The organism is Streptomyces olivochromogenes, assembly GCF_021538895.1.
GTDB lineage: Bacteria > Actinomycetota > Actinomycetes > Streptomycetales > Streptomycetaceae > Streptomyces > Streptomyces olivochromogenes_A.
Map to the genome: position 1 here is coordinate 27,851 of NZ_JADDRL010000066.1, position 21,578 is coordinate 49,428.

Sequence of the window (21,578 nt, forward strand, 5' to 3'; positions counted from 1 at the left end):
CGCACCGCCGGAGGCAAAAGCGTTCGCCACGTATTTCGGCGAGGTGAGATCCTGGACGGCGTATGTCTACGCATCCCGCCCCCGCCCTCGGCGCCCTCGCCCCCCGTCTGACCGAGCTCACGCTGCGCGACGCGCACCGACTCGGCCGGAGGCTGGAAGGTGCGCGAAAGATCCGTAAGCCGGAGGCACGAGCCGCCGTCATCGCCGAGATCGAGGCCGAGGTCGCGAAGGCCGAGGTACGGATGGGCGAGCGGCGTGCCCGGGTGCCCGAGGTCACCTACCCCGAGCAGCTGCCGGTCAGCCAGAAGAAGGACCTGATCGCCGACGCCATACGCGATCACCAGGTCGTCATCGTCGCCGGTGAGACCGGATCCGGGAAGACCACGCAGATCCCGAAGATCTGTATGGAGCTCGGGCGCGGCGTCCGCGGCATGATCGGGCACACCCAGCCCCGCCGGATCGCCGCCCGTACGGTCGCCGAGCGGGTCGCCGAGGAGCTGCGGACGCCCCTCGGCGAGGCCGTCGGCTGGAAGGTGCGGTTCACCGACCAGGTGGACCCCGAGGCCACGTTCGTCAAGCTGATGACGGACGGCATCCTGCTCGCCGAGATCCAGACGGACCGCGAGCTGCGCGCCTACGACACGATCATCATCGACGAGGCCCACGAGCGGTCCCTCAACATCGACTTCCTGCTCGGCTATCTCGCCCAGCTGCTGCCGAAGCGGCCGGACCTGAAGGTCGTCATCACCTCGGCCACGATCGACCCCGAGCGTTTCTCCCGGCATTTCGGCGACGCCCCGATCATCGAGGTGAGCGGTCGGACGTATCCGGTGGAGGTGCGCTACCGGCCGCTGCTGGAGGAGTACGCCGAGGACGCTGCGGACGCCGACCGGGACCAGATCACCGCGATCACCGACGCGGTCGAGGAGCTGATGGGCGAGGGGAAGGGCGACATCCTCGTCTTCCTGTCCGGTGAGCGGGAGATCAGGGACACCGCGGACGCGCTCACCAAGAAGCAGTACCGCTTCACCGAGATCCTCCCGCTGTACGCCCGGCTCTCGCACGCGGAGCAGCACCGGGTCTTCCAGCCGCACACCGGTCGACGGATCGTTCTGGCCACCAACGTCGCCGAGACCTCGCTGACCGTCCCCGGCATCAAGTACGTCATCGACCCCGGCTTCGCCCGGATCAGCCGCTACAGCCATCGCACCAAGGTCCAGCGGCTGCCCATCGAGCCGGTCTCGCAGGCGAGCGCCAATCAGCGCAAGGGCCGCTGCGGTCGTACGTCCGACGGCATCTGCGTCCGGCTGTACAGCGAGGACGACTTCGTCGCCCGGCCGGAGTTCACCGACGCCGAGATCCTGCGGACGAACCTCGCCTCGGTCATCCTGCAGATGACCGCGGCCGGCCTCGGCGACATCGAGAAGTTCCCCTTCATCGACCCGCCGGACCACCGCAACATCCGTGACGGCGTGCAGCTGCTGCAGGAGCTGGGCGCGTTGGACCCGGTGCAGAAGGACCCGCGCAAGCGGCTCACGGACAACGGCCGCAAGCTCGCCCAGCTGCCGGTCGACCCCCGGCTGGCCCGCATGGTGCTGGAGGCCGACAAGAACGGCTGTGTCCGCGAGGTCATGGTCATCGCCGCCGCGCTGTCCATCCAGGACCCGCGCGAGCGCCCCGCCGACAAGCAGACGCAGGCCGATCAGCAGCACGCCCGCTTCCGGGACGAGACGAGCGACTTCCTCGCCTATCTGAACCTGTGGCGGTACGTGCGCGAGCAGCAGAAGGAGCGGGGTTCCTCGTCCTTCCGGCGCATGTGCAAGCAGGAGTACCTCAACTTCCTGCGCATTCGCGAATGGCAGGACATCTACACCCAGTTGCGCACGGTCGCCAAGCAGATGGGCATCCACCTCAACGAGGAGGACGCCGGCGCGGACCGCGTGCACGTCTCCCTGCTCGCCGGTCTGCTCTCGCACATCGGCATGAAGGACGTGAAGGAGTCCAAGGACCCCGGCCCCCGCAAGGAGGGCGGCCGCAACGAGTACCTGGGCGCCCGCAACGCCAAGTTCGCGATCTTCCCGGGCTCGGCCCTCTTCAAGAAGCCCCCGCGGTTCGTGATGTCGGCGGAGCTGGTGGAGACGAGCCGCCTGTGGGCCCGGGTCAACGCCAGGATCGAACCCGAGTGGGTCGAGCCGCTCGCCGAGCACCTCCTCAAGCGGACCTACAGCGAACCGCACTGGGAGAAGGACCAGGCGGCGGTGCTGGCGTACGAGAAGGTCACGTTGTACGGCGTACCGATCGTCGCGCAGCGGAAGGTGAACTACGGCCGGGTCGACCCCGAGGTCAGCCGGGAGCTTTTCATCCGCAACGCGCTCGTCGAGGGCGACTGGCGCACCCACCACAAGTTCTTCGCCGACAACCGCAAGCTGCTGAGCGAGGTCGAGGAGCTGGAGCACCGTGCCCGGCGCCGGGACATCGTCGTCGACGACGAGACGCTGTTCGACTTCTACGACCAGCGGGTGCCCGAGCACGTGGTCTCGGGCGCGCACTTCGACTCCTGGTGGAAGCACAAACGGCAGGAGCAGCCCGACTTCCTCGACTTCGAACGGGCGATGCTCATCCGGGAGTCGGCGGAGGCGGTCACCAAGGCCGACTATCCCGACACGTGGCGGCAGGGGCAGCTGAAGTTCCGGGTGACGTACCAGTTCGAGCCGGGCGCGGACGCGGACGGTGTGACGGTCCACGTCCCGCTGCAGGTCCTCAACCAGGTCACGGACGAGGGCTTCGACTGGCAGATCCCGGGTCTGCGGGAGGAGCTGGTGACGGAGCTGATCCGGTCCCTGCCGAAGCCGATCCGCCGCCACTACGTGCCCGCGCCGAACTACGCGAAGGCGTTCCTGGACAAGGCGGTGCCCCTGCAGGAGCCGCTGACGGTGACGATGGCGCGCGAGCTGAAGCGCATGGTCGGCGTCCCGTTCACCGCGGACGACTTCGACCGGGCGAAGGTGCCCGACCATCTGCGCGTCACCTTCCGGATCGTCGACGAGCGGCGGCGCAAGCTGGCCGAGGACAAGGACCTGGAGGCGCTGAGGCTCCAGCTGAAGCCGAAGGCCCGCCAGGCGCTGTCGCAGGCCGCGGCGGCCACCGCCGAGCGTGAGGGCGGCGAGTCCCTGGAGCGCGCGGGCCTGACCGACTGGACGATCGGCTCCCTGACCCGCGTCTTCGAGACGCGTCGGGCCGGCCATCCGGTGAAGGCGTACCCGGCGCTGGTCGACGACGGCGACACGGTCTCCGTGCGGCTCTTCGACACGGAGGCGGAGCAGGCGGAGGCGATGTGGAAGGGCACGCGCCGGCTGATCCTGCGCAACATCCCGGTCAATCCGGCGAAGTTCGCGTCAGAGAAGCTGACGAACGCGCAGAAGCTCGCGCTGTCGGCGAACCCGCACGGCTCCATCCAGGCGCTGTTCGACGACTGTGCGATGGCGGCGGCGGACAAGCTGGTCGGCGACTTCGGCGGGCCGGTGTGGGACGAGGAGTCGTACCGGAAGCTGTACGACAAGGTGCGTGCGGAGATCGTCGACACGACGGTCCGTACGGTCGCGCAGGTGCAGCAGGTCCTCGCCGCCTGGCAGGCCTGTGAGCGCCGCCTGAAGGCCGTACGCAGCCCCGCCCTGCTGGCGAACCTCGCGGACGTACGGGCCCAGCTGGACGACCTCGTGAAGCCCGGCTTCGTGACGTGGGCGGGGATACGGCGGCTGCCCGACCTGATGCGCTATCTGGTCGCGGCGGACCGCCGTCTCCAGCAGATGCCGACGGGTGTCCAACGGGACACCACGCGCATGGAGAAGGTCCACGAGATGCGGGACGAGTACGCCTGGCTGCTGGAGCAGCTGCCGCAGGGCCGTCCCGTGCCGTCCTCCGTCCTGGACATCCGCTGGATGATCGAGGAGCTCCGGGTCAGCTACTTCGCCCACGCGCTGGGCACGGCGTACCCCGTTTCCGACAAGCGGATCGTCAAGGCGATCGACGCCGCGGTTCCGTAGTCGGGCGTGCACGCTGGGTGAGTTCGACCAGGACCCTCGCCCTCCTGTACAGTCTCTTCTCGCAGCGCAACGCACGCAGTGCCGATCTCCGGCTCCGCCGGGCGGGCGCAGCGAAACCTGGTCCTGTGGAGCAGTTTGGAGTGCTCGCCACCCTGTCAAGGTGGAGGCCGCGGGTTCAAATCCCGTCAGGACCGCATCTGAGGCCCGCATCCGGAAACGGATGCGGGCCTTCTGCTTGCCCCCCTGAGGCGGGCGGCGTTGTGCTTCTTGACGGCGTCACATTCCGTCGGTACCCAGAAAGCAGGGCCCGTTCCCCCTCGTACGGCCCCTGGAGGTGGCGTATGGCGGCATCGGTCAGGCACGAGACGCGGGCGCTGCTCCGGGCGCATCTGTCGGCCGCCTCGCCCTACCGGCATCTGACGCGCCACTGCCCCATCTGCCATCGCCTGCTGCGGCTGGCGATGGCCACCAGCTCCAGTACGCCCGAGACGACCGAGGAGGCCGTCGGGGACGAGAGCCCCTCCACTACATGATCCACTCCGGCGGCCGACCCGGCCGGCCCCAACACCCGCTCCACCGTGGGACGCTGGAACGCACGACTCCTCTAGCGCACCAGGGCCGGAGCCAACAAGCACCCCGGCGTGTGACGGGTGTCACCGCATGAGTTTTTGAAACGGCGGTACTTACAACCCACCTACAACGGGTCAATTTAATATGTGCAATTGCACGACCCCCGGAGGGTGTCCACAGAGGATCCGACACCCCTCCCCAGACTCCGACAAGCCCGCTCACGGGGCCCCCACGCCCAGGTGACCAGCACACAAAAAAGATCGCGCTGGACCCGGCGGAGTCCAGCGCGATCTACGACGCACCCTGTATCGCTTGCCTAGAAACTTCTGATCGGCCTGGGCGAGGGCCCTGTTGGGGCAGGTCCCGCGTCGCTTGAAGCTAGGGGTTCGGGCGTTTCGGCCGGTTGGGGGACCGCCGCATTGCCCGGTTATGCAGTTGTTCGGGCCTCTGTTCAGGCCTCGCTGCGCTGCTGCGGGATGCCCGCGAGCAGAGCGCGGACCTCAGCCTCGCGGTAGCGGCGGTGCCCGCCGAGCGTACGGATCGAAGTGAGCTTGCCAGCCTTCGCCCACCGCGTGACCGTCTTGGGGTCGACGCGGAACATCGTGGCGACCTCAGCCGGGGTCAGCAGCGGCTCGGCATCAGGGGTGCGAGCGGTCATGAGCGGCCTCCTCGGGAGAACCGAACCTTCTCGGTTCTTTCCTCTAAATTCTGCACCTTGACCCGCGTTGCCCGAAATGGTGGACGCGGGTCGAGTCGGTTATAGGACGAACGGCTTGTCCTCGGCACTACAACTACACCATCTGTCCAGCCGCGTCGGCCAAACCGATGGAATTGCCATCCCAGGTAGTCATCAGCCGCGGAAGCCGATGGACCATGCCATAGCGGACAGTCACGTCACTGTGACGATCAGTCACAGCGGCGATCAGGAGTCACGAGACCCCCCAAAGCGTGCAATGCAGAGATTCCGGCCAGAATGGAGCACAGTTGGACGGATGGAGTCTCCCCGGACTCCTTGTCCTATTTTGGCATGAGGGAGGGCAAGCGGCGCAAGGTCCGCGTAAGTGCGCTCCATCACCCTTGACGCAAAAGCCCGGATCAGGACCAACATCCCGTCAAGTGACCTAAGCGCCATGACGGTACGCTGTTCGACGACTCCTCAGCTGTGATTCAGGTCACACGCGTCACAGCGGATGCCTGCGGTCCACCCGCGTGACACCGTCAGTTCGCCGAACGCCGGTCCCGCACCGTCCGCCAGCGGTCCACGAGCCGCCCGTACGCCGCGCCCGCGGCGAGCCCGTCGCCCCGGCGCAGCGCGTCGATGCCCTCCGCGACGTCGGCCGCCGAGTGATCGCCCTCCAGCGCGTCGGCCGGCACCACGTGCACCAGGCCGCCGTAGTCCAGCTCCACGAGGGATCGCGGATGGAACTCCTCCAGCCAGCGCCCCACATCCACCAGGCCGTCGATCAGCGGCCCTTCCTCGATGGAGTCCCTGAGCGTGCGCAGCGCCCGCGCCACCCGCCGTCTGGCCTGCACCATGGGCGTCCGGTAGCGCAGCAGGGGTGCCTCCTCGGCACTCCCCTTGGCGTACTCCCGCTCCTCGTCGGACACCAGCACGAACCAGTTCAGCGGCACCTGCCAGGTGGCGGTGCGGATCCAGGGGCGGGCGTCCGGGTTGCGGGCGAGCCAGCGCTCGTAGTCCTGGCCGGCCTGGCGGCGCACGACCGGGGGCAGTACGGCGTCCAGGACCGGCGGCGGGAGCTCGTCGGCGAGTCCGCCCAGGGCCTGCCAGCCGCGCAGCCGGGTGCGCCAGGGACAGACACAGACCACCCCGTCGACGTCCAGCACGAACGCGTCGGCGCTCTCCTGGACCGGGACCACGACCGGCGGGGTGGGCAGCAAGTCGGCCAGGGAGCGACGGAGTTCGTCTTGGTAGGAGGGGTGTTCGGGGCGGCGGGCGTAGCGCGCCCAGTGACCGCGCTCCGACTCCGGGAAGGCGGCCAGCGGCTCGTACACGCGCAGGTACGTCGCGTAGGGCACGATCACCGAGGACACCTTGGGCACGCCTGCTCCCTCCCCACCGGACCCGGCTCGAAACCCGTACGGGACCCGCACGGGACTCGTGGGTGACGTGCCCGGCCGAGCGGGAAACCACTGCAAATCGTGCCACGCGAATACGTGCGCCGAAGCCCCGCGGGGGTGATCCTGAACACTGCGCGGATGGTGGGCGGGCACAGGCTCTACGCTCATGCCACGGCACCCGCCACCCGCACGGGAGCTGGTCACCACCCGCCGCTACTTACTCAGGAGTCACCACCGTGACCGACGTAACCGGCGCACCTGCTGATGTCCTGCACACCCTGTTCCACTCGGACCAGGGGGGCCATGAGCAGGTTGTGCTCTGCCAGGACCGCGCCAGCGGCCTCAAGGCCGTGATCGCCATCCATTCCACCGCTCTGGGCCCCGCGCTCGGCGGTACGCGCTTCTACCCCTACGCGACCGAGGCCGAGGCCGTTGCCGACGCCCTCAACCTGGCGCGCGGCATGTCGTACAAGAACGCCATGGCCGGCCTGGACCACGGCGGCGGCAAGGCCGTGATCATCGGGGATCCGGAGCACGACAAGACCGAGGAGCTGCTGCTCGCCTACGGGCGGATGGTGGCCTCGCTCGGCGGCCGCTACGTCACCGCCTGCGACGTCGGCACCTACGTCGCGGACATGGACGTCGTGGCCCGCGAGTGCCGCTGGACCACCGGCCGCTCGCCCGAGAACGGCGGCGCGGGCGACTCCTCCGTCCTCACCGCGTTCGGCGTCTACCAGGGCATGCGCGCCTCCGCCCAGCACCTGTGGGGGGACCCCTCGCTGCGCGGCCGCCGGGTCGGCATCGCCGGCGTCGGCAAGGTCGGGCACCACCTGGTCCGGCACCTGCGGGACGAGGGCGCCGAGGTCGTGATCACGGACGTGCGCGAGGACGCCGTACGGCGGATCCTCGACCAGCACGCCGAGGGTGTGACGGCGGTCGCCGACACCGACGCGCTGATCCGGGTGGAGGGCCTCGACATCTACGCCCCCTGCGCGCTCGGCGGGGCCCTGAACGACGACTCGGTTCCGGTGCTCACGGCCAAGGTCGTGTGCGGCGCGGCCAACAACCAGCTCGCCCACCCGGGCGTGGAGAAGGACCTCGCCGACCGCGGGATCCTCTACGCGCCGGACTACGTGGTCAACGCCGGCGGTGTCATCCAGGTCGCCGACGAGCTGCACGGGTTCGACTTCGAGCGGTGCCGGGCGAAGGCGGCGAAGATCTTCGACACCACGCTCGCGATCTTCGCACGTGCGAAGGAAGACGGGATCCCGCCGGCCGCCGCGGCCGACCGGATCGCCGAGCAGCGGATGCACGAGGCGGCCGCGGCACGCGGACGCTGAGGTTCCGCGGGGTTTGCCGGTACCCGTCGGCGGACAGTTAGAGAGAACTCTCACGTTCGTCGGCGGGTCGGCCGCCAATAAGTGGTTAAAATCGCGGTTGACCAGCGGGGACGGGGCGCCCCGCGGGTTCTGGGCCGAGGCACGTCATGCGGGCGACGTACCGTATGGGCGTGGGCTCAGGTACCGTGGAAGCCCTACGGACCGGTCTCTCTCCAGAGAGTCCGTTCCAGATCATGAACGCGTGTCAAGACTCTGGGGCCGTCGAGCCCCGTCACCGAGGGGGTCGAGCCATGGGGCGCGGCCGGGCCAAGGCCAAGCAGACGAAGGTCGCCCGCCAGCTGAAGTACAACAGCGGCGGGACTGACCTGTCGCGTCTGGCCAACGAGCTGGGCGCTTCGACTTCGAGCCAGCCGCCGAACGGCGAGCCGTTCGAGGACGACGACGAGGAAGACGACCCGTACGCCCAGTACGCGGATCTCTACAACGACGACGATGAGGACGACGAGGACGACCAGTCCGGTCCCACGTCGCATCGTCGCGGCGCTTGACGTAGCGCGTTTCGCGGTTTCGTAGCGACTGCACTTCATCCGGTCCGGGGCCTCAGCGCCGGACCGGGTTTCGTGCTGCCTACCGGGGCCACAAGGCCTTGGGCCCTGACGCTCAGGCGACAGGGCCCCTCGGGTGTCAGGCGTAGTCGCCGATCAGGGCAGCGCCGGTCTCGTGCTCGCCGCGGTCCGTGATCTCGCCCGCGACCCAGGCCTCGACCCCGCGGTCGGCCAGCGTCGCGAGCGCCGCGTCCGCCGACTCCTGCGGCACGATCGCCATCATGCCGACGCCCATGTTGAGGGTCTTCTCCAGCTCCAGGCGCTCGACGTCGCCGGTCCTGCCGACGAGGTCGAAGATCGCGCCCGGGGTCCAGGTGGAGCGGTCCACGATCGCGTGCAGGCCGTCCGGGACGACCCGGGCGAGGTTGGCGGCGAGCCCGCCGCCGGTGATGTGGCTGAAGGCGTGCACATCGGTGGTGCGGGTCAGCGCCAGGCAGTCCAGCGAGTAGATCTTGGTGGGCTCCAGGAGCTCCTCGCCGAGCGAGCGGCCGAGCTCCTCGAAGTGCGCGTCCAGCGACAGCCCGGCCTGGTTCAGCAGGACATGCCGGACCAGGGAGTACCCGTTCGAGTGAAGCCCGGAGGACGCCATGGCGATCACCGCGTCACCCGTACGGATACGATCCGCGCCGAGCAGCCGGTCGGCCTCCACGACGCCCGTACCGGCGCCGGCGACGTCGAAGTCGTCCTCGCCCAGCAGACCCGGGTGTTCGGCCGTCTCGCCGCCGACCAGGGCGCAGCCGGCCAGCACGCAGCCCTCCGCGATGCCCTTCACGATGGCGGCCACGCGCTCGGGGTGGACCTTGCCGACGCAGATGTAGTCGGTCATGAACAGCGGCTCGGCGCCGCAGACCACGATGTCGTCCATGACCATGGCGACCAGGTCGTGGCCGATCGAGTCGTACACGCCCATCTGGCGCGCGATGTCGACCTTGGTGCCCACGCCGTCCGTTGCGGATGCGAGCAGCGGACGCTCGTAGCGCTTGAGGGCGGAGGCGTCGAAGAGGCCGGCGAAGCCGCCGAGGCCGCCGAGGACCTCGGGGCGCTGCGTCTTCTTCACCCACTCCTTCATCAGCTCGACGGCGCGGTCGCCCGCCTCGATGTCGACTCCGGCAGCCGCGTAGGAAGCACCGGTGGAACGGCTCTCAGACATTGCCTGGGATCTTTCGGGTTGGTTTCTACGGGGCTTACGGGCGACGGATCGCGTCGGCCGCGGCCGTGGCTGCGGGCCCTGCGGCCAGCTCGGTCTCCAGGAGCTGCTTGCCGAGCAGCTCGGGGTCCGGGAGCTCCATCGGGTACTCGCCGTCGAAGCAGGCGCGGCACAGGTTCGGCTTGGCGATGGTGGTCGCCTCGATCATGCCGTCGATGGAGATGTAGGACAGGGAGTCGGCGCCGAGCGAGGTGCCGATCTCGTCGATCGTCATGCCGTTGGCGATGAGCTCGGCGCGGGTGGCGAAGTCGATGCCGAAGAAGCAGGGCCACTTCACGGGCGGCGAGGAGATCCGGATGTGGACCTCGGCGGCGCCCGCCTCGCGCAGCATGCGCACGAGGGCCCGCTGGGTGTTGCCGCGCACGATGGAGTCGTCGACGACGACCAGGCGCTTGCCCTTGATGACTTCCTTGAGCGGGTTCAGCTTCAGGCGGATGCCGAGCTGCCGGATGGTCTGCGAGGGCTGGATGAAGGTCCGGCCGACGTACGCGTTCTTGACCAGGCCGGCGCCGAACGGGATGCCCGAGGCCTCGGCGTAGCCGATGGCGGCCGGGGTGCCGGACTCCGGTGTCGCTATCACCAGGTCGGCCTCGACGGGGGCTTCCTTGGCCAGGCGGCGGCCCATCTCGACGCGGGAGAGGTAGACGTTGCGGCCCGCGATGTCGGTGTCCGGGCGCGCCAGGTACACGTATTCGAAGACGCAGCCCTTGGGCTTCGCTTCCGCGAATCGAGAGCTACGGAGGCCGTTCTCGTCGATGGCGATGAACTCGCCCGGCTCGATCTCGCGGACGAAGCTGGCGCCGCAGATGTCGAGGGCGGCGGACTCGGAGGCGACGACCCAGCCGCGCTCCAGGCGGCCGAGGACCAGCGGGCGGATGCCCTGCGGGTCACGGGCCGCGTAGAGGGTGTGCTCGTCCATGAAGACGAGCGAGAAGGCGCCCTTGACCTGCGGGAGGATCGCGTGCGCGCCCTCCTCGATGGTCAGCGGCTTGCCGTCCTCGTCGACCTGGGCCGCGAGGAGCGCGGTGAGCAGGTCGGTGTCGTTGGTGGCCGCCACCCGGGTGGAGCGGCCGTTGGTGTCCTTGGGCAGCGCGGCGACCATCTCGGCGAGCTGCGCCGTGTTCACCAGGTTGCCGTTGTGGCCCAGCGCGATGGAACCGTGCGCGGTGGCGCGGAACGTCGGCTGGGCGTTCTCCCACACGGAGGCCCCGGTGGTCGAGTAGCGGGCGTGTCCGACCGCGATATGACCCTGGAGCGAACCGAGAGAGGTTTCGTCGAAGACCTGGGAGACGAGGCCCATGTCCTTGAAGACGAGGATCTGGGAGCCGTTGCTGACCGCGATTCCCGCGGATTCCTGACCCCGGTGCTGGAGGGCGTAGAGCCCGAAGTACGTGAGCTTTGCGACCTCTTCGCCCGGAGCCCAGACACCGAAGACGCCACACGCGTCCTGGGGGCCTTTCTCGCCGGGGAGCAGATCGTGATTGAGTCGACCGTCACCACGTGCCACGGCACCGAGTGTAGGCGAGATCGACCACTGGTCCGAATTGGTGAGTGCCCCGGCCCGCGCGGCCCCCGGCGCTCAGCCGGCCGCGACGGCGGCTACTCGTTCGCCGTTTTTGCTGGTCAGCGTCAGGTTGTGGGAATCCAGCCGGTAGCTGACCACTCCGTCGAAGAGCCGAAGCAGGCTCTTTTCCGCGTGCATGAGTGAGGCGTCGCACACCATTCGGGTGGTGGCGGCCCTGCCCAGCGTGATACGTGCGTCGCGCACCGTGGCATCGGCGGTGACGTGATTGCAGCCCAGGCTGCCGGTCACCCTGCCGGTCTTCTTGTCGAAGGTGAGGTGGGCCCGGCCCTCGGCACTTGGTGTCGTGACGATCCACTCGGTGCCGTACAGGGGGGCGTCCTCCTCCCTGCTGAGCCGGACGCGGTCGCCGCCGGCGGTGGTCAGGGTGAGCTTGTCGCCCTTGACCGCGGTGGTGAGCGGGCCCCCGGCGAGGGCCTGGGCGAGGGTGCGTTCGAAGGCCATGGGCCGCGACGCGCAGGCCATCTCGGTGGCCGAGGTGTCGCTGAGCCGGACGCGGTCGCCCTCGAAGGAGGCCCGCGCGCCGAAGAGGTTGCAGCCGTAGTTGCCCTGGGCCCTGCCCCGGTCGTCGATCTCCAGCCGGGCTCCGGCCGGGGCGCGCTGGGTGACGCCGTCCACGGTGAGGCTGTCCACGGCCCAGCCCACGCCGGTGACCTGCTGCCGGACCGCGACGGCTCCACCGCCGGCGCTCCCGCCGTCCGCGGAGCCGCTGCCGACGGTCTCGCTGCCGCCGCTCTTGGCGCCGCAGGCGGCCACGAGCGGGACGAGGGCCGCGACGGCCGTCAGGACCATGCGCTGCGTGTGCCTGTACATGCCGATTCGACGGGCTCGCGCGGCGGGCGGTTCCCCCGGGGGCGGCGCGGCCCGTGGGCCACGGTCAGGACAGGTCGGCCCGCTCCCGCTACGACATCACCGGCAGCAGCCCGCCGAGGTCCGACCGCTCCCCGCTCGCGCTGACCTGCGCCGCCTCCAGGGCGTCCGGCCAGGCGAGGCGCCCGGTGGCGAGCCGGATCCAGGTGAGCGGGTCGGTCTCGACGACGTTGGGCGGGGTGCCGCGGGTGTGCCGGGGCCCCTCGACGCACTGCACGACGGCGTACGGCGGGATCCGCACCTCGGTGGAACCGCCGGGCGCCTTCTCGGCGAGCGCGTCGGCGAGGAGCCGGGTGGCCGCGGCGAGGGCCTGCCGGTCGTGGGGCACGTCCAGGCCCGGTACGGCGGCGTTGAGGTCGTCGGTGTGGACGACGAGTTCGACGGTGCGGGTGACGAGGTAGTCGTCGAGCGGCAGGGAGCCCGCGCTGGTTTCGAGGAGCCGGGAGCCCGGGTGCTCGTCGAGGAGCAGGCCGAGGCTCCGGTCGACGTCGGCGAGGTAGGCGTCGAGATCGGGGTGCTCCTCGACGAGCCGCCGGGTGAAGTCCGCGATGGCGGCGGAGTTGGCGGCGGTGGCGAAGGGCCACTGGACCACGGTGACGTCCTGCCGGGCCGGGGCCGGCAGTTCGAGGGCCCGGTGGACGGCGGTGACCGCCATCCCGATGTGCGCGATCAGGTCCCGTACGGTCCACTCGCCCAGCCGTGTGGGGAGGGCGAGCTGCTCCGGGCCGAGGCCACGGACGGCTTCGCGCACGTTTGCGAGCTGGGCGGACACCGCCCCGCGGATCTTGGCGGGGTCGTAGGTACGGGCGCGCTTCCTGGCCGTGGGCATGACGGCGACCCTATGCCTTCACGGCGTAGTCCTTCAGGCCCTTTTCGACCAGGTCGAAGGCCTTGCGGACGCGTTCGGGCGCGTCGGCGGCGACCTGGTCGGGGCTCTCGCCCTCGTCGATGCGGCGGTGGTGCTCCTCGACGAGGGCGTTGCGGGCGGCGCTGAGCGTGGCGGCGGCGACCGTGGCCACCATCAGGTCACCGGTCTCAGCCGCCAGCACGTCGGCCAGCTCCCGGGTGCCCTTCTGTACGGCGAGGAAGACGCGCTCCATCAGGACCGGCGTCTCCAGGACGATCCGGCGCACCTGCCGGGTGGAGGGTTCGGGGTTGAGGCCGATGGACGGGTCCCTCGTCTCGACCAGTTCCAGGAACTGCCGGCGTACGGCGTCGACGGCGGACTCGCCCGGCTGCCGCTCGCGCACCGCGCGGGCCGCGTCGCCGAAGTGCTCCTCCATCGGCCGGAAGATCAGGTCCTCCTTGGTGCCGAAGTAGTTGAAGACGGTCATCTTCGAGACCTCGGAGGCGTCGGCGATCTCCTGCACGGAGACGGCGTCGAAACCCCGCTCGGCGAAGAGCCCGACCGCGACCTGGTAGATCCGCATCGCCGTCTGCAGCTTCTTGCGCTCGCGCAGCCCCATCGCCTCAGCCATGCGACCACCTTACCAAGATGAAGTTTAAGCCGAGCTTAGATTTGAGCTGGGATGAAATCTAATCCTAGCCAAAACATTGACCCAGTACATGAACAGGCTGCATGGTGGTGCCCATGACCGAGACCCAGCGCAAAATCGGCTTCCTCGTCTGCCTCGTGACGATCGTCCTTGCCGTCCTGGACATGCAGATCGTGTCCGCCGCCACCGTGCCGATCGTCCGCGACCTGGACCCCGGCCACGGCATCGACAAGATCCCCTGGCTGGTCAGCGCCTTTTCGCTGGCATCGGCCGCGATGCTCCCGCTGTACGGAAGGCTGTGCGACGTCCTCGGTGCCAAGTGGGTGTTCCTCGGCGCCCTCGGCACCTTCCTGGCGGGCTCGGCGCTGTGCGGCGCGGCCCAGTCGATCGGCCAGCTCATCGCGTCCCGGGCCGTGCAGGGCATCGGGGCGGGCGGCCTGATGAGCGTCACGATGGTGGTGATCGCCCAGCTCAAGGGGCCGGACGAGAAGAAGGGCAAGGGCGCCGGGACGGGCGGGATGGTGGCCGGCGGCGGCATGGCGGTCGGCCCGTGGCTCGGCGGGGTGCTCGCCGACCACGCGAGCTGGCGCTGGGCCTTCTACATGAACCTGCCGCTCGGTCTCGCCGCCCTCGCCGCGGCCGTCGTGGTCCTCAAGCTGCCCCACCAGGCCCGAAGCCGCTCGATCGACTTCACCGGCGCGGCCCTCGCGGCCGCCTTCTCCACCACCCTGCTGCTCGTCACCGAGTGGGGCGGCAAGCAGTACGCCTGGTCGTCCCCGCAGGTCATAGGGCTCGCCCTGGCCTGCGCCGGCACGCTCGCCCTGTTCCTGCGGCGCCAGTTCACCACCGCCGAACCGATCCTGCCGCCCACCCTGTTCCGGGTCCCGGAGCTGCGCCTGGGCTTCGCGATCCAGGGTCTGATGGGCGCGGCCATGGTCGGCGCCATGTACTACGTGCTGGTCTACCTCCAGGTGGCCCGCGGCATCACCAGCTCCTCCGCGGGACTCTTCCTCCTCCCGATGGCCCTCGGCATCACCGTCGTCGGCGTCGTCACCGGCCACCTCGCCGAACGCGGCTGGTCCGAGCGGACCTTCGTGATCAGCGGGTCGGCCGTCTCCCTGGCCGCCTTCCTGCTCCTCGCCACCACCGCCGGCGACACCTCTCTGTGGCAGCTGCGCGCCGAACTGCTGCTCGTCGGCATCGGCTTCGGCCAACTGCTCGGCCAGCTGGTCCAGCTGGTCCAGAACGCCGCCCCGCGCGAACAGCTGGGCGTCGCCACCACCGGCGTCCGGTTCTTCCAGACCCTCGGCACCGCCCTCGGCGTCGCCCTCTTCGGCAGCCTGCTCACCCGTCTGTACGACGGCCCCGGCGACATCGGTGCCCTTGCCTCGCTGCGGGGCGCGGCGCACACGGCCGGCGTCGAGGCGTACGTCTCGGCGATGGACACGGTGTACCTGTGCGGTGCCGGTGTGATGGCGCTGTGCCTGCTGCTCGCCCTGCGCCTGCCGAGGCCCCGGCCCGCCCGGGCGGAGCCGGTACGGGAGACGGTGCCGGCCTGAGCCGGAGCAGCCCGAAGGCCCCGCCCGTCGAAACGGGCGGGGCCTTCGCGGGTGTGCGGAAAACTAGGCCAGCAGCGCCGGGATGGTCGCCTCGTGGGCCTCGCGGAGTTCCGTCAGGGGGAGCGCGAACTCGCCCTGGACCTCCACCGCGTCGCCGTCGACGACACCGATGCGGGTGGCCGGGAGGCCGCGCGCACCGCACATGTCGTTGAAACGGACCTCTTCCGAGCGCGGCACGGCGACGATCGCGCGGCCCGCCGACTCGGACAGCAGGAAGGTGAACGCGTCGAGCCCGTCCGGTACGACCAACCGCGCGCCCTTCCCGCCGAGCAGGGCCGACTCGACGACCGCCTGGATCAGACCGCCGTCGGACAGGTCGTGCGCGGAGTCGATCATGCCGTCGCGGGAGGCGGAGATCAGGATCTCGCCGAGCAGCCGCTCGCGCTCCAGGTCGACCTTCGGGGGCAGGCCGCCGAGGTGGTCGTGGACGACCTGGGACCAGGCCGAGCCGCCGAACTCCTCACGGGTGTCGCCGAGGAGGTAGAGCAGCTGCCCCTCCTCCTGGAAGGCCACCGGCGTGCGGCGCGCCACGTCGTCGATGACGCCGAGGACCGCGACGACCGGGGTCGGGTGGATGGCCACCTCGCCCGTCTGGTTGTAGAGCGAGACGTTGCCGCCGGTCACCGGGGTGCCCAGCTGCTGGCAGGCGTCGGCCAGACCGCGCACGGCCTCGGCGAACTGCCACATGACGGCCGGGTCCTCGGGCGAGCCGAAGTTCAGGCAGTCGGAGACGGCCAGCGGCTTGGCACCGGTGGTGGCCACGTTGCGGTAGGCCTCGGCGAGGGCCAGCTGGGCGCCCGCGTACGGGTCGAGCTTGGCGTACCGGCCGTTGCCGTCAGTGGCGATCGCGACGCCGAGGCCGGTCTCCTCGTCGACGCGGATCATGCCGGAGTCCTCGGGCTGGGCGAGGACGGTGTTGCCCTGCACGAAGTGGTCGTACTGCGAGGTGATCCACTTCTTGGAGGCCTGGTTGGGCGAGCCCACCAGCTTCAGGACCTGGTCCTTCAGCTCCGCGGAGCTCGCCGGGCGCGGCAGCTTGTTCGCGTCGTCCGCCTGAAGCTCGTCCTGCCAGGACGGGCGGGCGTACGGGCGCTCGTACACCGGGCCCTCGTGGGCCACGGTCCGCGGGTCGACGTCGACGATCTTGCCGCCGTGCCAGTAGATCTCCAGGCGGTCGCCGTCGGTCACCTCACCGATGACGGTGGCGATGACGTCCCACTTGGCGCAGATCTCCAGGAAGCGGTCGACCTTCTCCGGCTCGACGACCGCGCACATGCGCTCCTGCGACTCGCTCATGAGGATCTCCTCGGGCGAGAGCGTGGAGTCGCGCAGCGGCACGTCGTCCAGCGTGACGCGCATGCCGCCGGAGCCGTTGGAGGCGAGCTCGGAGGTGGCGCAGGACAGGCCGGCCGCGCCGAGGTCCTGGATGCCGACGACCAGCTTCTCCTTGAAGGCCTCCAGGGTGCACTCGATGAGGAGCTTCTCCTGGAAGGGGTCGCCGACCTGGACGGCGGGACGCTTGGAGGGCTTGGCGTCGTCGAAGGTCTCGGAGGCGAGGATCGAGGCGCCGCCGATGCCGTCGCCGCCGGTGCGGGCGCCGTACAGGACGACCTTGTTGCCCGCGCCGGACGCCTTCGCGAGGTGGATGTCCTCGTGCCGCATGACGCCGATGGCACCGGCGTTGACCAGCGGGTTGCCCTGGTAGCAGGAGTCGAAGACGACCTCGCCGCCGATGTTGGGCAGGCCCAGGCAGTTGCCGTAGCCGCCGATGCCGGCGACGACACCCGGCAGGACGCGCTTGGTGTCGGGGTGGTCGGCGGCGCCGAAGCGCAGCGGGTCGACGACCGCGACCGGGCGGGCGCCCATCGCGATGATGTCGCGGACGATGCCGCCGACGCCCGTGGCCGCGCCCTGGTATGGCTCGACGTACGAGGGGTGGTTGTGCGACTCGACCTTGAAGGTGACCGCGTAGCCCTGGCCGACGTCCACGACACCGGCGTTCTCGCCGATGCCGACGAGCAGCGCGTCGCTCTGCGGGGCCTTCTCGCCGAACTGGCGCAGATGCACCTTCGACGACTTGTAGGAGCAGTGCTCGGACCACATGACGGAGTACATGGCGAGCTCGGCGCCGGTCGGGCGGCGGCCCAGGATCTCGACGATCCGCTCGTACTCGTCCTTCTTCAGGCCGAGTTCGGCCCAGGGCAGCGCGACGTCGGGGGTCCCGGCCGCGTGCTCGACCGTGTCCAGAGGCGTCCGGCTCATGCGTTGACCAGCTTCTTGAGGATCGAGGTGAAGAACGGGAGGCCGTCGGTACGGCCCGTACCGATCAGCGGCTCGACGGCGTGCTCGGGGTGCGGCATCAGGCCGACGACGTTCCCGGCCTCGTTGGTGATGCCGGCGATGTCCCGCAGCGAGCCGTTCGGGTTGAAGTCCAGGTACCGGAAGGCGACCCGGCCCTCGGCCTCCAGCTTGTCGAGCGTGTACGCGTCGGCGACGTACCGGCCGTCCATGTTCTTCAGCGGGATGTGGATCTCCTGACCGGCGGTGTAGTCGCTGGTCCAGGAGGTCTCCGCGTTCTCCACCCGCAGCTTCTGGTCGCGGCAGATGAAGTGCAGGTGGTCGTTGCCGAGCATCCCGCCGGGAAGGAGGTGGGCCTCGGTGAGGATCTGGAAGCCGTTGCAGATACCGAGGACCGGAAGTCCGGCCTTCGCCTGCTCGATGACGGTCTCCATCACGGGCGAGAACCGGGAGATGGCCCCGGCCCGCAGATAGTCGCCGTAGGAGAAACCGCCGGGCAGCACCACGGCGTCGACCTGCTTGAGGTCCTTGTCCTTGTGCCAGAGGGCGACCGGTTCCGCGCCCGCGAGGCGGATCGCGCGCTGGGTGTCCCGGTCGTCGAGACTTCCCGGGAAAGTGACGACGCCAATACGAGCGGTCACTTCGCGGCCTCCGCGACTTCCTCCACCTTGACGGTGAAGTCCTCGATCACGGTGTTGGCGAGGAAGGATTCCGCAAGATCGTGGATGCGGGCGAGCGCGGCCTCGTCGACCGGCCCGTCAACTTCCAGTTCGAATCGCTTTCCCTGGCGGACGTCCGAGATGCCTTCGAATCCCAGCCGCGGCAGTGCGCGCTGCACCGCCTGGCCCTGGGGGTCGAGGATCTCCGGCTTGAGCATGACGTCGACTACGACGCGTGCCACTGGCACTCCCGGTGTGTGGTGCTGAGCAGGTCCCTTCAGACTACCTGCACAAAATTTCTACGCGGGTAGAGTTGTAGGAAACTACGTGATGGGCGTCACGATCAGGTGTCGAGCAGGGGCCCTGGCGAAAAAATCTGGGAAAGTTCGGTGATCAGTCCGCGGCACCTATTGCGCCCGGACACGCGGAAGGATTTAGTCGGGCTTCACATTGCAATGCCGGGCACTGTACAAATGAATTGGCAATAGCCGATACTTTGCCCAATAACAGGCGGACAGTCGACATCTCCGCTGTAACGCCGTGGCGTCTTGGCACGTCATCGCAAGACGGGATGTCGCACGAAGGGACCGATATTCGTGGCGCAGAAGGTCGTGGTCACGCTCTTTGACGACATCGACGGCTCGGAAGCGGCGGAAACGATCGCCTTCGGACTCGACGGCAAGTCGTACGAGATCGACCTGAATCAAGCCAATGCCAAGAAACTGCGCAAGGCCCTGGAGCCCTACGTGGCGGCCGGCCGCAAGCGGGCGAAGTCGGGCAAGGCGTACCGCCAGACGGAGGTCGCACCCGACCCCGCCGCCGTCCGCGCCTGGGCGCAGGCGAACAAGATGGACGTGCCCGCACGCGGCCGCATCCCCAAGAAGGTCTACGAGGCTTTCAGCGCGGCACAGTGACGCCCGCGAGGGGTGGTCCTCAGGGTCCGTCACCGGGCCCTGAGGACAGCCGACTTGGCCGCCGCGAGCGGCCGGCGGCGGCGCCGCGGGCAACCGACTTGCGCTACCCCCCTGCTGATCAGCTAATGTCTGGAGCACGCCGAGGGGCGAGGCCGAAGGGCCGAGACCCACGGAGTACATGCGGGTGTAGTTCAGTAGCAGAACATCCCCCTTCCAGGGGGAAGGCGCAGTGTGCAATTCCTGTCACCCGCTCTGGCACCACTACCGTCACACGCAGGCGTGGGGGTCCCCCCTGCTCGAGCTTGTCGAGAGCTTGGGGGAGGATCAGGTAGGCTGGTGCTCGCACCGATCGGTGGGAGCCGATCGGGAGCAGTGCGGACGTAGCTCAGTTGGTAGAGCGCAACCTTGCCAAGGTTGAGGTCGCGAGTTCGAGCCTCGTCGTCCGCTCCAAGGAAACCCCGGTCATCGCGACCGGGGTTTTTTCGTTCCCGTACACGTCTGACATTTGTCATGCCGAGTGATGACAGCGCGCACTGCTGCCCGGCCCGGGGCGCCGGGACGCTTGAGCCATGAACATCGACGAGCACGAGCACGTGATCGAGGTCACCGACCTCCGGCGTGTCTACGGGGGCGGGTTCGAGGCGGTGCGCGGCATCGGTTTCTCCGTGACCCGCGGGGAGGTCTTCGCGCTGCTGGGCACCAACGGCGCCGGAAAGACGTCGACGGTCGAACTGCTGGAGGGGCTCGCGCCTCCGTCCGGCGGCCGCGTGCGGGTCCTCGGCCACGACCCGTTCCTGGAGCGGGCCGCCGTACGCCCACGCACCGGCGTGATGCTTCAGGAGGGCGGATTCCCCTCGGACCTGACCGTCTCGGAGACCGCCCGGATGTGGGCGGGATGCACCACCGGCGCCCGGCCCGAGGCCGAAGCCCTCGGCCTGGTCGGGCTGGGCGGGAAGAGCCAGGTGCGGGTCAAGCAGCTGTCCGGCGGGGAGCGGCGGCGCCTGGACCTGGCGCTCGCGCTGCTCGGCGAGCCCGAGGTGCTGTTCCTGGACGAGCCGACGACCGGGCTCGACGCCGAAGGGCGCCGGGACACCTGGGAGTTGGTACGGACGCTGCGCGACGCGGGCACCACCGTGCTGCTGACCACGCACTACCTGGAGGAGGCGGAGGGCCTCGCCGACCGTCTCGCGATCCTGCACGAGGGCCGCATCGCCACGTCCGGGACCCCCGCCGAGGTGACCGCGGGCCGGCCGTCCCGGATCTCCTTCGAACTGCCCGCGGGGTACTTCCTCGGCGACCTGCCGCCGCTCGCCGAACTGGGGGTGTGCGGGCACGAGCTCGACGGCAGGGTCGTACGGCTGCGCACCCGGGAACTCCAGCGGACCGCCACCCGGGTGCTGGCCTGGGCCGAGCGGGCCGGGGTCGAGCTGCACCGGCTGGAGGTGCGCTCGGCCTCGCTGGAGGAGGCGTTCCTCGGGATCGCACGGGAGCAGGAGGTCAGGGCATGAGCGGGGGCACCGTCACCTGGGCACCGGCGCGCCGCCGGCTGCGCGCGCTGGCCCGCGCCGAACTCACCCTCCTCGGCCGCAACCGCGGCGTCGTGTTCGTCGCACTCGTCGTACCACTCTCGCTGCCGTTCACCGTGCGGCCCGCCATCGACCAGTTGGACCTGAAGAAGGAAGGGCTGACCGCCGGCGCGGTGGTGATGACGGCCGCGATCGGCTTCTCCTTCCTCTTCGCCGTCTACACCTCCCTGGTCAACGCCTACGTCGCCCGCCGCGAGGAACTCGTCCTCAAGCGGCTGCGCACCGGCGAGCTCTCCGACGCCGAGATCCTCACCGGCACGGCCCTGCCCGCCGTCGGTCTCGGCCTCGCCCAGGCCCTGCTGCTGTGCGCGGGCTGCGCGGTGCTGCTGCACGCCGGGGTGCCCAAGGCGCCGTATCTGATGCTGCTCGGGCTGGTCGCGGGGCTCGTGCTGAGCGCCGCGCTGGCCGCGCTCACCGCGTCCTTCACCCGGACCACCGAGAGTTCGCAGGTCACCGCGGTGCCGGTGGTGTTCCTGTCCATGATGGGCTCCGGCATCGCGATCCCCGCCGAGGTCCTGCCCGACCGGATCGCCTCCGTCTGCGAACTGCTTCCGCTGTCCCCGGCGATCCGGCTCATCAGCGCCGGCTGGACCGGCCGGCTGAGCGCGCAGGAGGTGTTGATGACGGTCGCGATCGCGCTGGCCTGGACCGTCGTGGCGGTGTTTGCTGTACGGCGGTGGTTCCGGTGGGAACCGCGGCGCTGAGTACCG

Annotated in this window: 18 protein-coding genes and 3 tRNA genes; 11 read left to right on the top strand and 10 right to left on the bottom strand. The window is 69.7% G+C overall.

The features are described 5' to 3' along the window. Positions 1–62: 62 nt before the first annotated feature. The 3 genes from hrpA to IPZ69_RS29085 all read left to right on the top strand — a co-directional run bounded on the left by hrpA (position 63) and on the right by IPZ69_RS29085 (position 4,576). Positions 63–4,043, top strand: coding sequence for an ATP-dependent RNA helicase HrpA (hrpA, locus tag IPZ69_RS29075; RefSeq protein WP_235457565.1), 3,981 nt, complete (start codon positions 63–65; stop codon positions 4,041–4,043). Positions 4,044–4,162: 119 nt separating this feature from the next. Continuing rightward, positions 4,163–4,237, top strand: a tRNA-Asp gene (locus tag IPZ69_RS29080). Between the two features lie 147 nt (positions 4,238–4,384). Then, the gene (locus IPZ69_RS29085) at positions 4,385–4,576 is read left to right on the top strand and encodes a DUF6274 family protein (protein ID WP_235457566.1); all 192 of its coding nucleotides are present in this window, start codon (positions 4,385–4,387) and stop codon (positions 4,574–4,576) included. A 488-nt stretch (positions 4,577–5,064) separates the two neighbouring features. Here the strand turns inward: IPZ69_RS29085 and bldC are convergent, their stop codons facing one another. Together bldC and IPZ69_RS29095 are read right to left on the bottom strand one after the other, a co-directional pair. Then, positions 5,065–5,271 (bottom strand): developmental transcriptional regulator BldC, encoded by a 207-nt coding sequence (bldC, locus tag IPZ69_RS29090; protein ID WP_003949541.1) that lies wholly within the window; start codon positions 5,269–5,271, stop codon positions 5,065–5,067. 560 nt (positions 5,272–5,831) lie between these two features. Further along, positions 5,832–6,674: a hypothetical protein gene (locus tag IPZ69_RS29095; protein WP_235457567.1), complete on the bottom strand. Its 843-nt coding sequence runs from the start codon at positions 6,672–6,674 to the stop codon at positions 5,832–5,834. Between the two features lie 254 nt (positions 6,675–6,928). On the opposite strand from IPZ69_RS29095, the gene IPZ69_RS29100 reads away from it, so the two are divergent. Both IPZ69_RS29100 and IPZ69_RS29105 read left to right on the top strand, forming a co-directional pair. Further along, positions 6,929–8,032 (top strand): Leu/Phe/Val dehydrogenase, encoded by a 1,104-nt coding sequence (locus IPZ69_RS29100; protein ID WP_235457568.1) that lies wholly within the window; start codon positions 6,929–6,931, stop codon positions 8,030–8,032. A 290-nt stretch (positions 8,033–8,322) separates the two neighbouring features. Next, positions 8,323–8,580, top strand: a complete 258-nt coding sequence (locus IPZ69_RS29105; RefSeq protein WP_235457569.1) for a DUF3073 domain-containing protein — start codon at positions 8,323–8,325, stop codon at positions 8,578–8,580. 136 nt (positions 8,581–8,716) lie between these two features. Here the strand turns inward: IPZ69_RS29105 and purM are convergent, their stop codons facing one another. From purM to IPZ69_RS29130, 5 genes are all read right to left on the bottom strand, one after another. Then, the gene (gene purM, locus IPZ69_RS29110; protein WP_235457570.1) at positions 8,717–9,787 is read right to left on the bottom strand and encodes a phosphoribosylformylglycinamidine cyclo-ligase; all 1,071 of its coding nucleotides are present in this window, start codon (positions 9,785–9,787) and stop codon (positions 8,717–8,719) included. Positions 9,788–9,821: 34 nt separating this feature from the next. Beyond that, the gene (gene purF / locus IPZ69_RS29115; RefSeq protein ID WP_235457571.1) at positions 9,822–11,351 is read right to left on the bottom strand and encodes an amidophosphoribosyltransferase; all 1,530 of its coding nucleotides are present in this window, start codon (positions 11,349–11,351) and stop codon (positions 9,822–9,824) included. Between the two features lie 72 nt (positions 11,352–11,423). Then, on the bottom strand, positions 11,424–12,239 hold the full coding sequence (locus tag IPZ69_RS29120) for an META domain-containing protein (RefSeq protein ID WP_235457572.1): 816 nt from the start codon (positions 12,237–12,239) through the stop codon (positions 11,424–11,426). Positions 12,240–12,327: 88 nt separating this feature from the next. Then, positions 12,328–13,125 (bottom strand): maleylpyruvate isomerase family mycothiol-dependent enzyme, encoded by a 798-nt coding sequence (locus IPZ69_RS29125; RefSeq protein WP_235457573.1) that lies wholly within the window; start codon positions 13,123–13,125, stop codon positions 12,328–12,330. A gap of 10 nt (positions 13,126–13,135) precedes the next feature. Next, a complete protein-coding gene (locus tag IPZ69_RS29130) occupies positions 13,136–13,774 on the bottom strand; it encodes a TetR/AcrR family transcriptional regulator (protein ID WP_235457574.1) in 639 nt (212 codons plus the stop codon). A 113-nt stretch (positions 13,775–13,887) separates the two neighbouring features. Here IPZ69_RS29130 and IPZ69_RS29135 point away from each other — a divergent pair, with 113 nt between their 5' ends. Beyond that, positions 13,888–15,351, top strand: coding sequence for an MFS transporter (locus IPZ69_RS29135; RefSeq protein ID WP_235457575.1), 1,464 nt, complete (start codon positions 13,888–13,890; stop codon positions 15,349–15,351). 63 nt (positions 15,352–15,414) lie between these two features. On the opposite strand, the gene purL is transcribed toward IPZ69_RS29135, so the two are convergent. The 3 genes from purL to purS are packed head-to-tail and all read right to left on the bottom strand — an operon-like array spanning position 15,415 to position 18,610. Beyond that, the gene (gene purL, locus IPZ69_RS29140; protein ID WP_235457576.1) at positions 15,415–17,673 is read right to left on the bottom strand and encodes a phosphoribosylformylglycinamidine synthase subunit PurL; all 2,259 of its coding nucleotides are present in this window, start codon (positions 17,671–17,673) and stop codon (positions 15,415–15,417) included. After that, entirely contained in the window at positions 17,670–18,350 is a 681-nt protein-coding gene (gene purQ, locus IPZ69_RS29145) for a phosphoribosylformylglycinamidine synthase subunit PurQ (protein WP_235457577.1), read from the bottom strand. The genes purL and purQ overlap by 4 nt, the downstream gene beginning before the upstream one ends. Further along, a complete protein-coding gene (purS, locus tag IPZ69_RS29150) occupies positions 18,347–18,610 on the bottom strand; it encodes a phosphoribosylformylglycinamidine synthase subunit PurS (protein ID WP_015659417.1) in 264 nt (87 codons plus the stop codon). Before purS ends, purQ begins: the two co-directional genes overlap by 4 nt. 354 nt (positions 18,611–18,964) lie before the next feature. Between purS and IPZ69_RS29155 the strand changes: the two genes are divergently transcribed. The 5 genes from IPZ69_RS29155 (at position 18,965) to IPZ69_RS29175 (ending at position 21,572) form a co-directional block, all read left to right on the top strand. Next, positions 18,965–19,282, top strand: coding sequence for a histone-like nucleoid-structuring protein Lsr2 (locus IPZ69_RS29155; RefSeq protein WP_235457578.1), 318 nt, complete (start codon positions 18,965–18,967; stop codon positions 19,280–19,282). Between the two features lie 180 nt (positions 19,283–19,462). Beyond that, positions 19,463–19,534, top strand: a tRNA-Gly gene (locus IPZ69_RS29160). Positions 19,535–19,656: 122 nt separating this feature from the next. Further along, a tRNA-Gly gene (locus IPZ69_RS29165) sits at positions 19,657–19,732 on the top strand. A 119-nt stretch (positions 19,733–19,851) separates the two neighbouring features. Then, the gene (locus IPZ69_RS29170; RefSeq protein ID WP_235457579.1) at positions 19,852–20,790 is read left to right on the top strand and encodes an ABC transporter ATP-binding protein; all 939 of its coding nucleotides are present in this window, start codon (positions 19,852–19,854) and stop codon (positions 20,788–20,790) included. After that, entirely contained in the window at positions 20,787–21,572 is a 786-nt protein-coding gene (locus IPZ69_RS29175) for an ABC transporter permease (RefSeq protein ID WP_235457580.1), read from the top strand. Before IPZ69_RS29170 ends, IPZ69_RS29175 begins: the two co-directional genes overlap by 4 nt. Positions 21,573–21,578 lie beyond the last annotated feature (6 nt).

Coding starts and splice junctions, on each gene's coding strand:
- IPZ69_RS29175 (WP_235457580.1), top strand. CDS start 20,787: ATGAGCGGGGGCACCGTCACCTGGGCACCGGCGCGCCGCCGGCTGCGC.
- IPZ69_RS29130 (WP_235457574.1), bottom strand. CDS start 13,774: ATGGCTGAGGCGATGGGGCTGCGCGAGCGCAAGAAGCTGCAGACGGCG.
- bldC (WP_003949541.1), bottom strand. CDS start 5,271: ATGACCGCTCGCACCCCTGATGCCGAGCCGCTGCTGACCCCGGCTGAG.
- purL (WP_235457576.1), bottom strand. CDS start 17,673: ATGAGCCGGACGCCTCTGGACACGGTCGAGCACGCGGCCGGGACCCCC.
- hrpA (WP_235457565.1), top strand. CDS start 63: ATGTCTACGCATCCCGCCCCCGCCCTCGGCGCCCTCGCCCCCCGTCTG.
- purM (WP_235457570.1), bottom strand. CDS start 9,787: ATGTCTGAGAGCCGTTCCACCGGTGCTTCCTACGCGGCTGCCGGAGTC.
- IPZ69_RS29120 (WP_235457572.1), bottom strand. CDS start 12,239: ATGTACAGGCACACGCAGCGCATGGTCCTGACGGCCGTCGCGGCCCTC.
- IPZ69_RS29170 (WP_235457579.1), top strand. CDS start 19,852: ATGAACATCGACGAGCACGAGCACGTGATCGAGGTCACCGACCTCCGG.
- IPZ69_RS29135 (WP_235457575.1), top strand. CDS start 13,888: ATGACCGAGACCCAGCGCAAAATCGGCTTCCTCGTCTGCCTCGTGACG.
- IPZ69_RS29125 (WP_235457573.1), bottom strand. CDS start 13,125: ATGCCCACGGCCAGGAAGCGCGCCCGTACCTACGACCCCGCCAAGATC.
- IPZ69_RS29085 (WP_235457566.1), top strand. CDS start 4,385: ATGGCGGCATCGGTCAGGCACGAGACGCGGGCGCTGCTCCGGGCGCAT.
- IPZ69_RS29105 (WP_235457569.1), top strand. CDS start 8,323: ATGGGGCGCGGCCGGGCCAAGGCCAAGCAGACGAAGGTCGCCCGCCAG.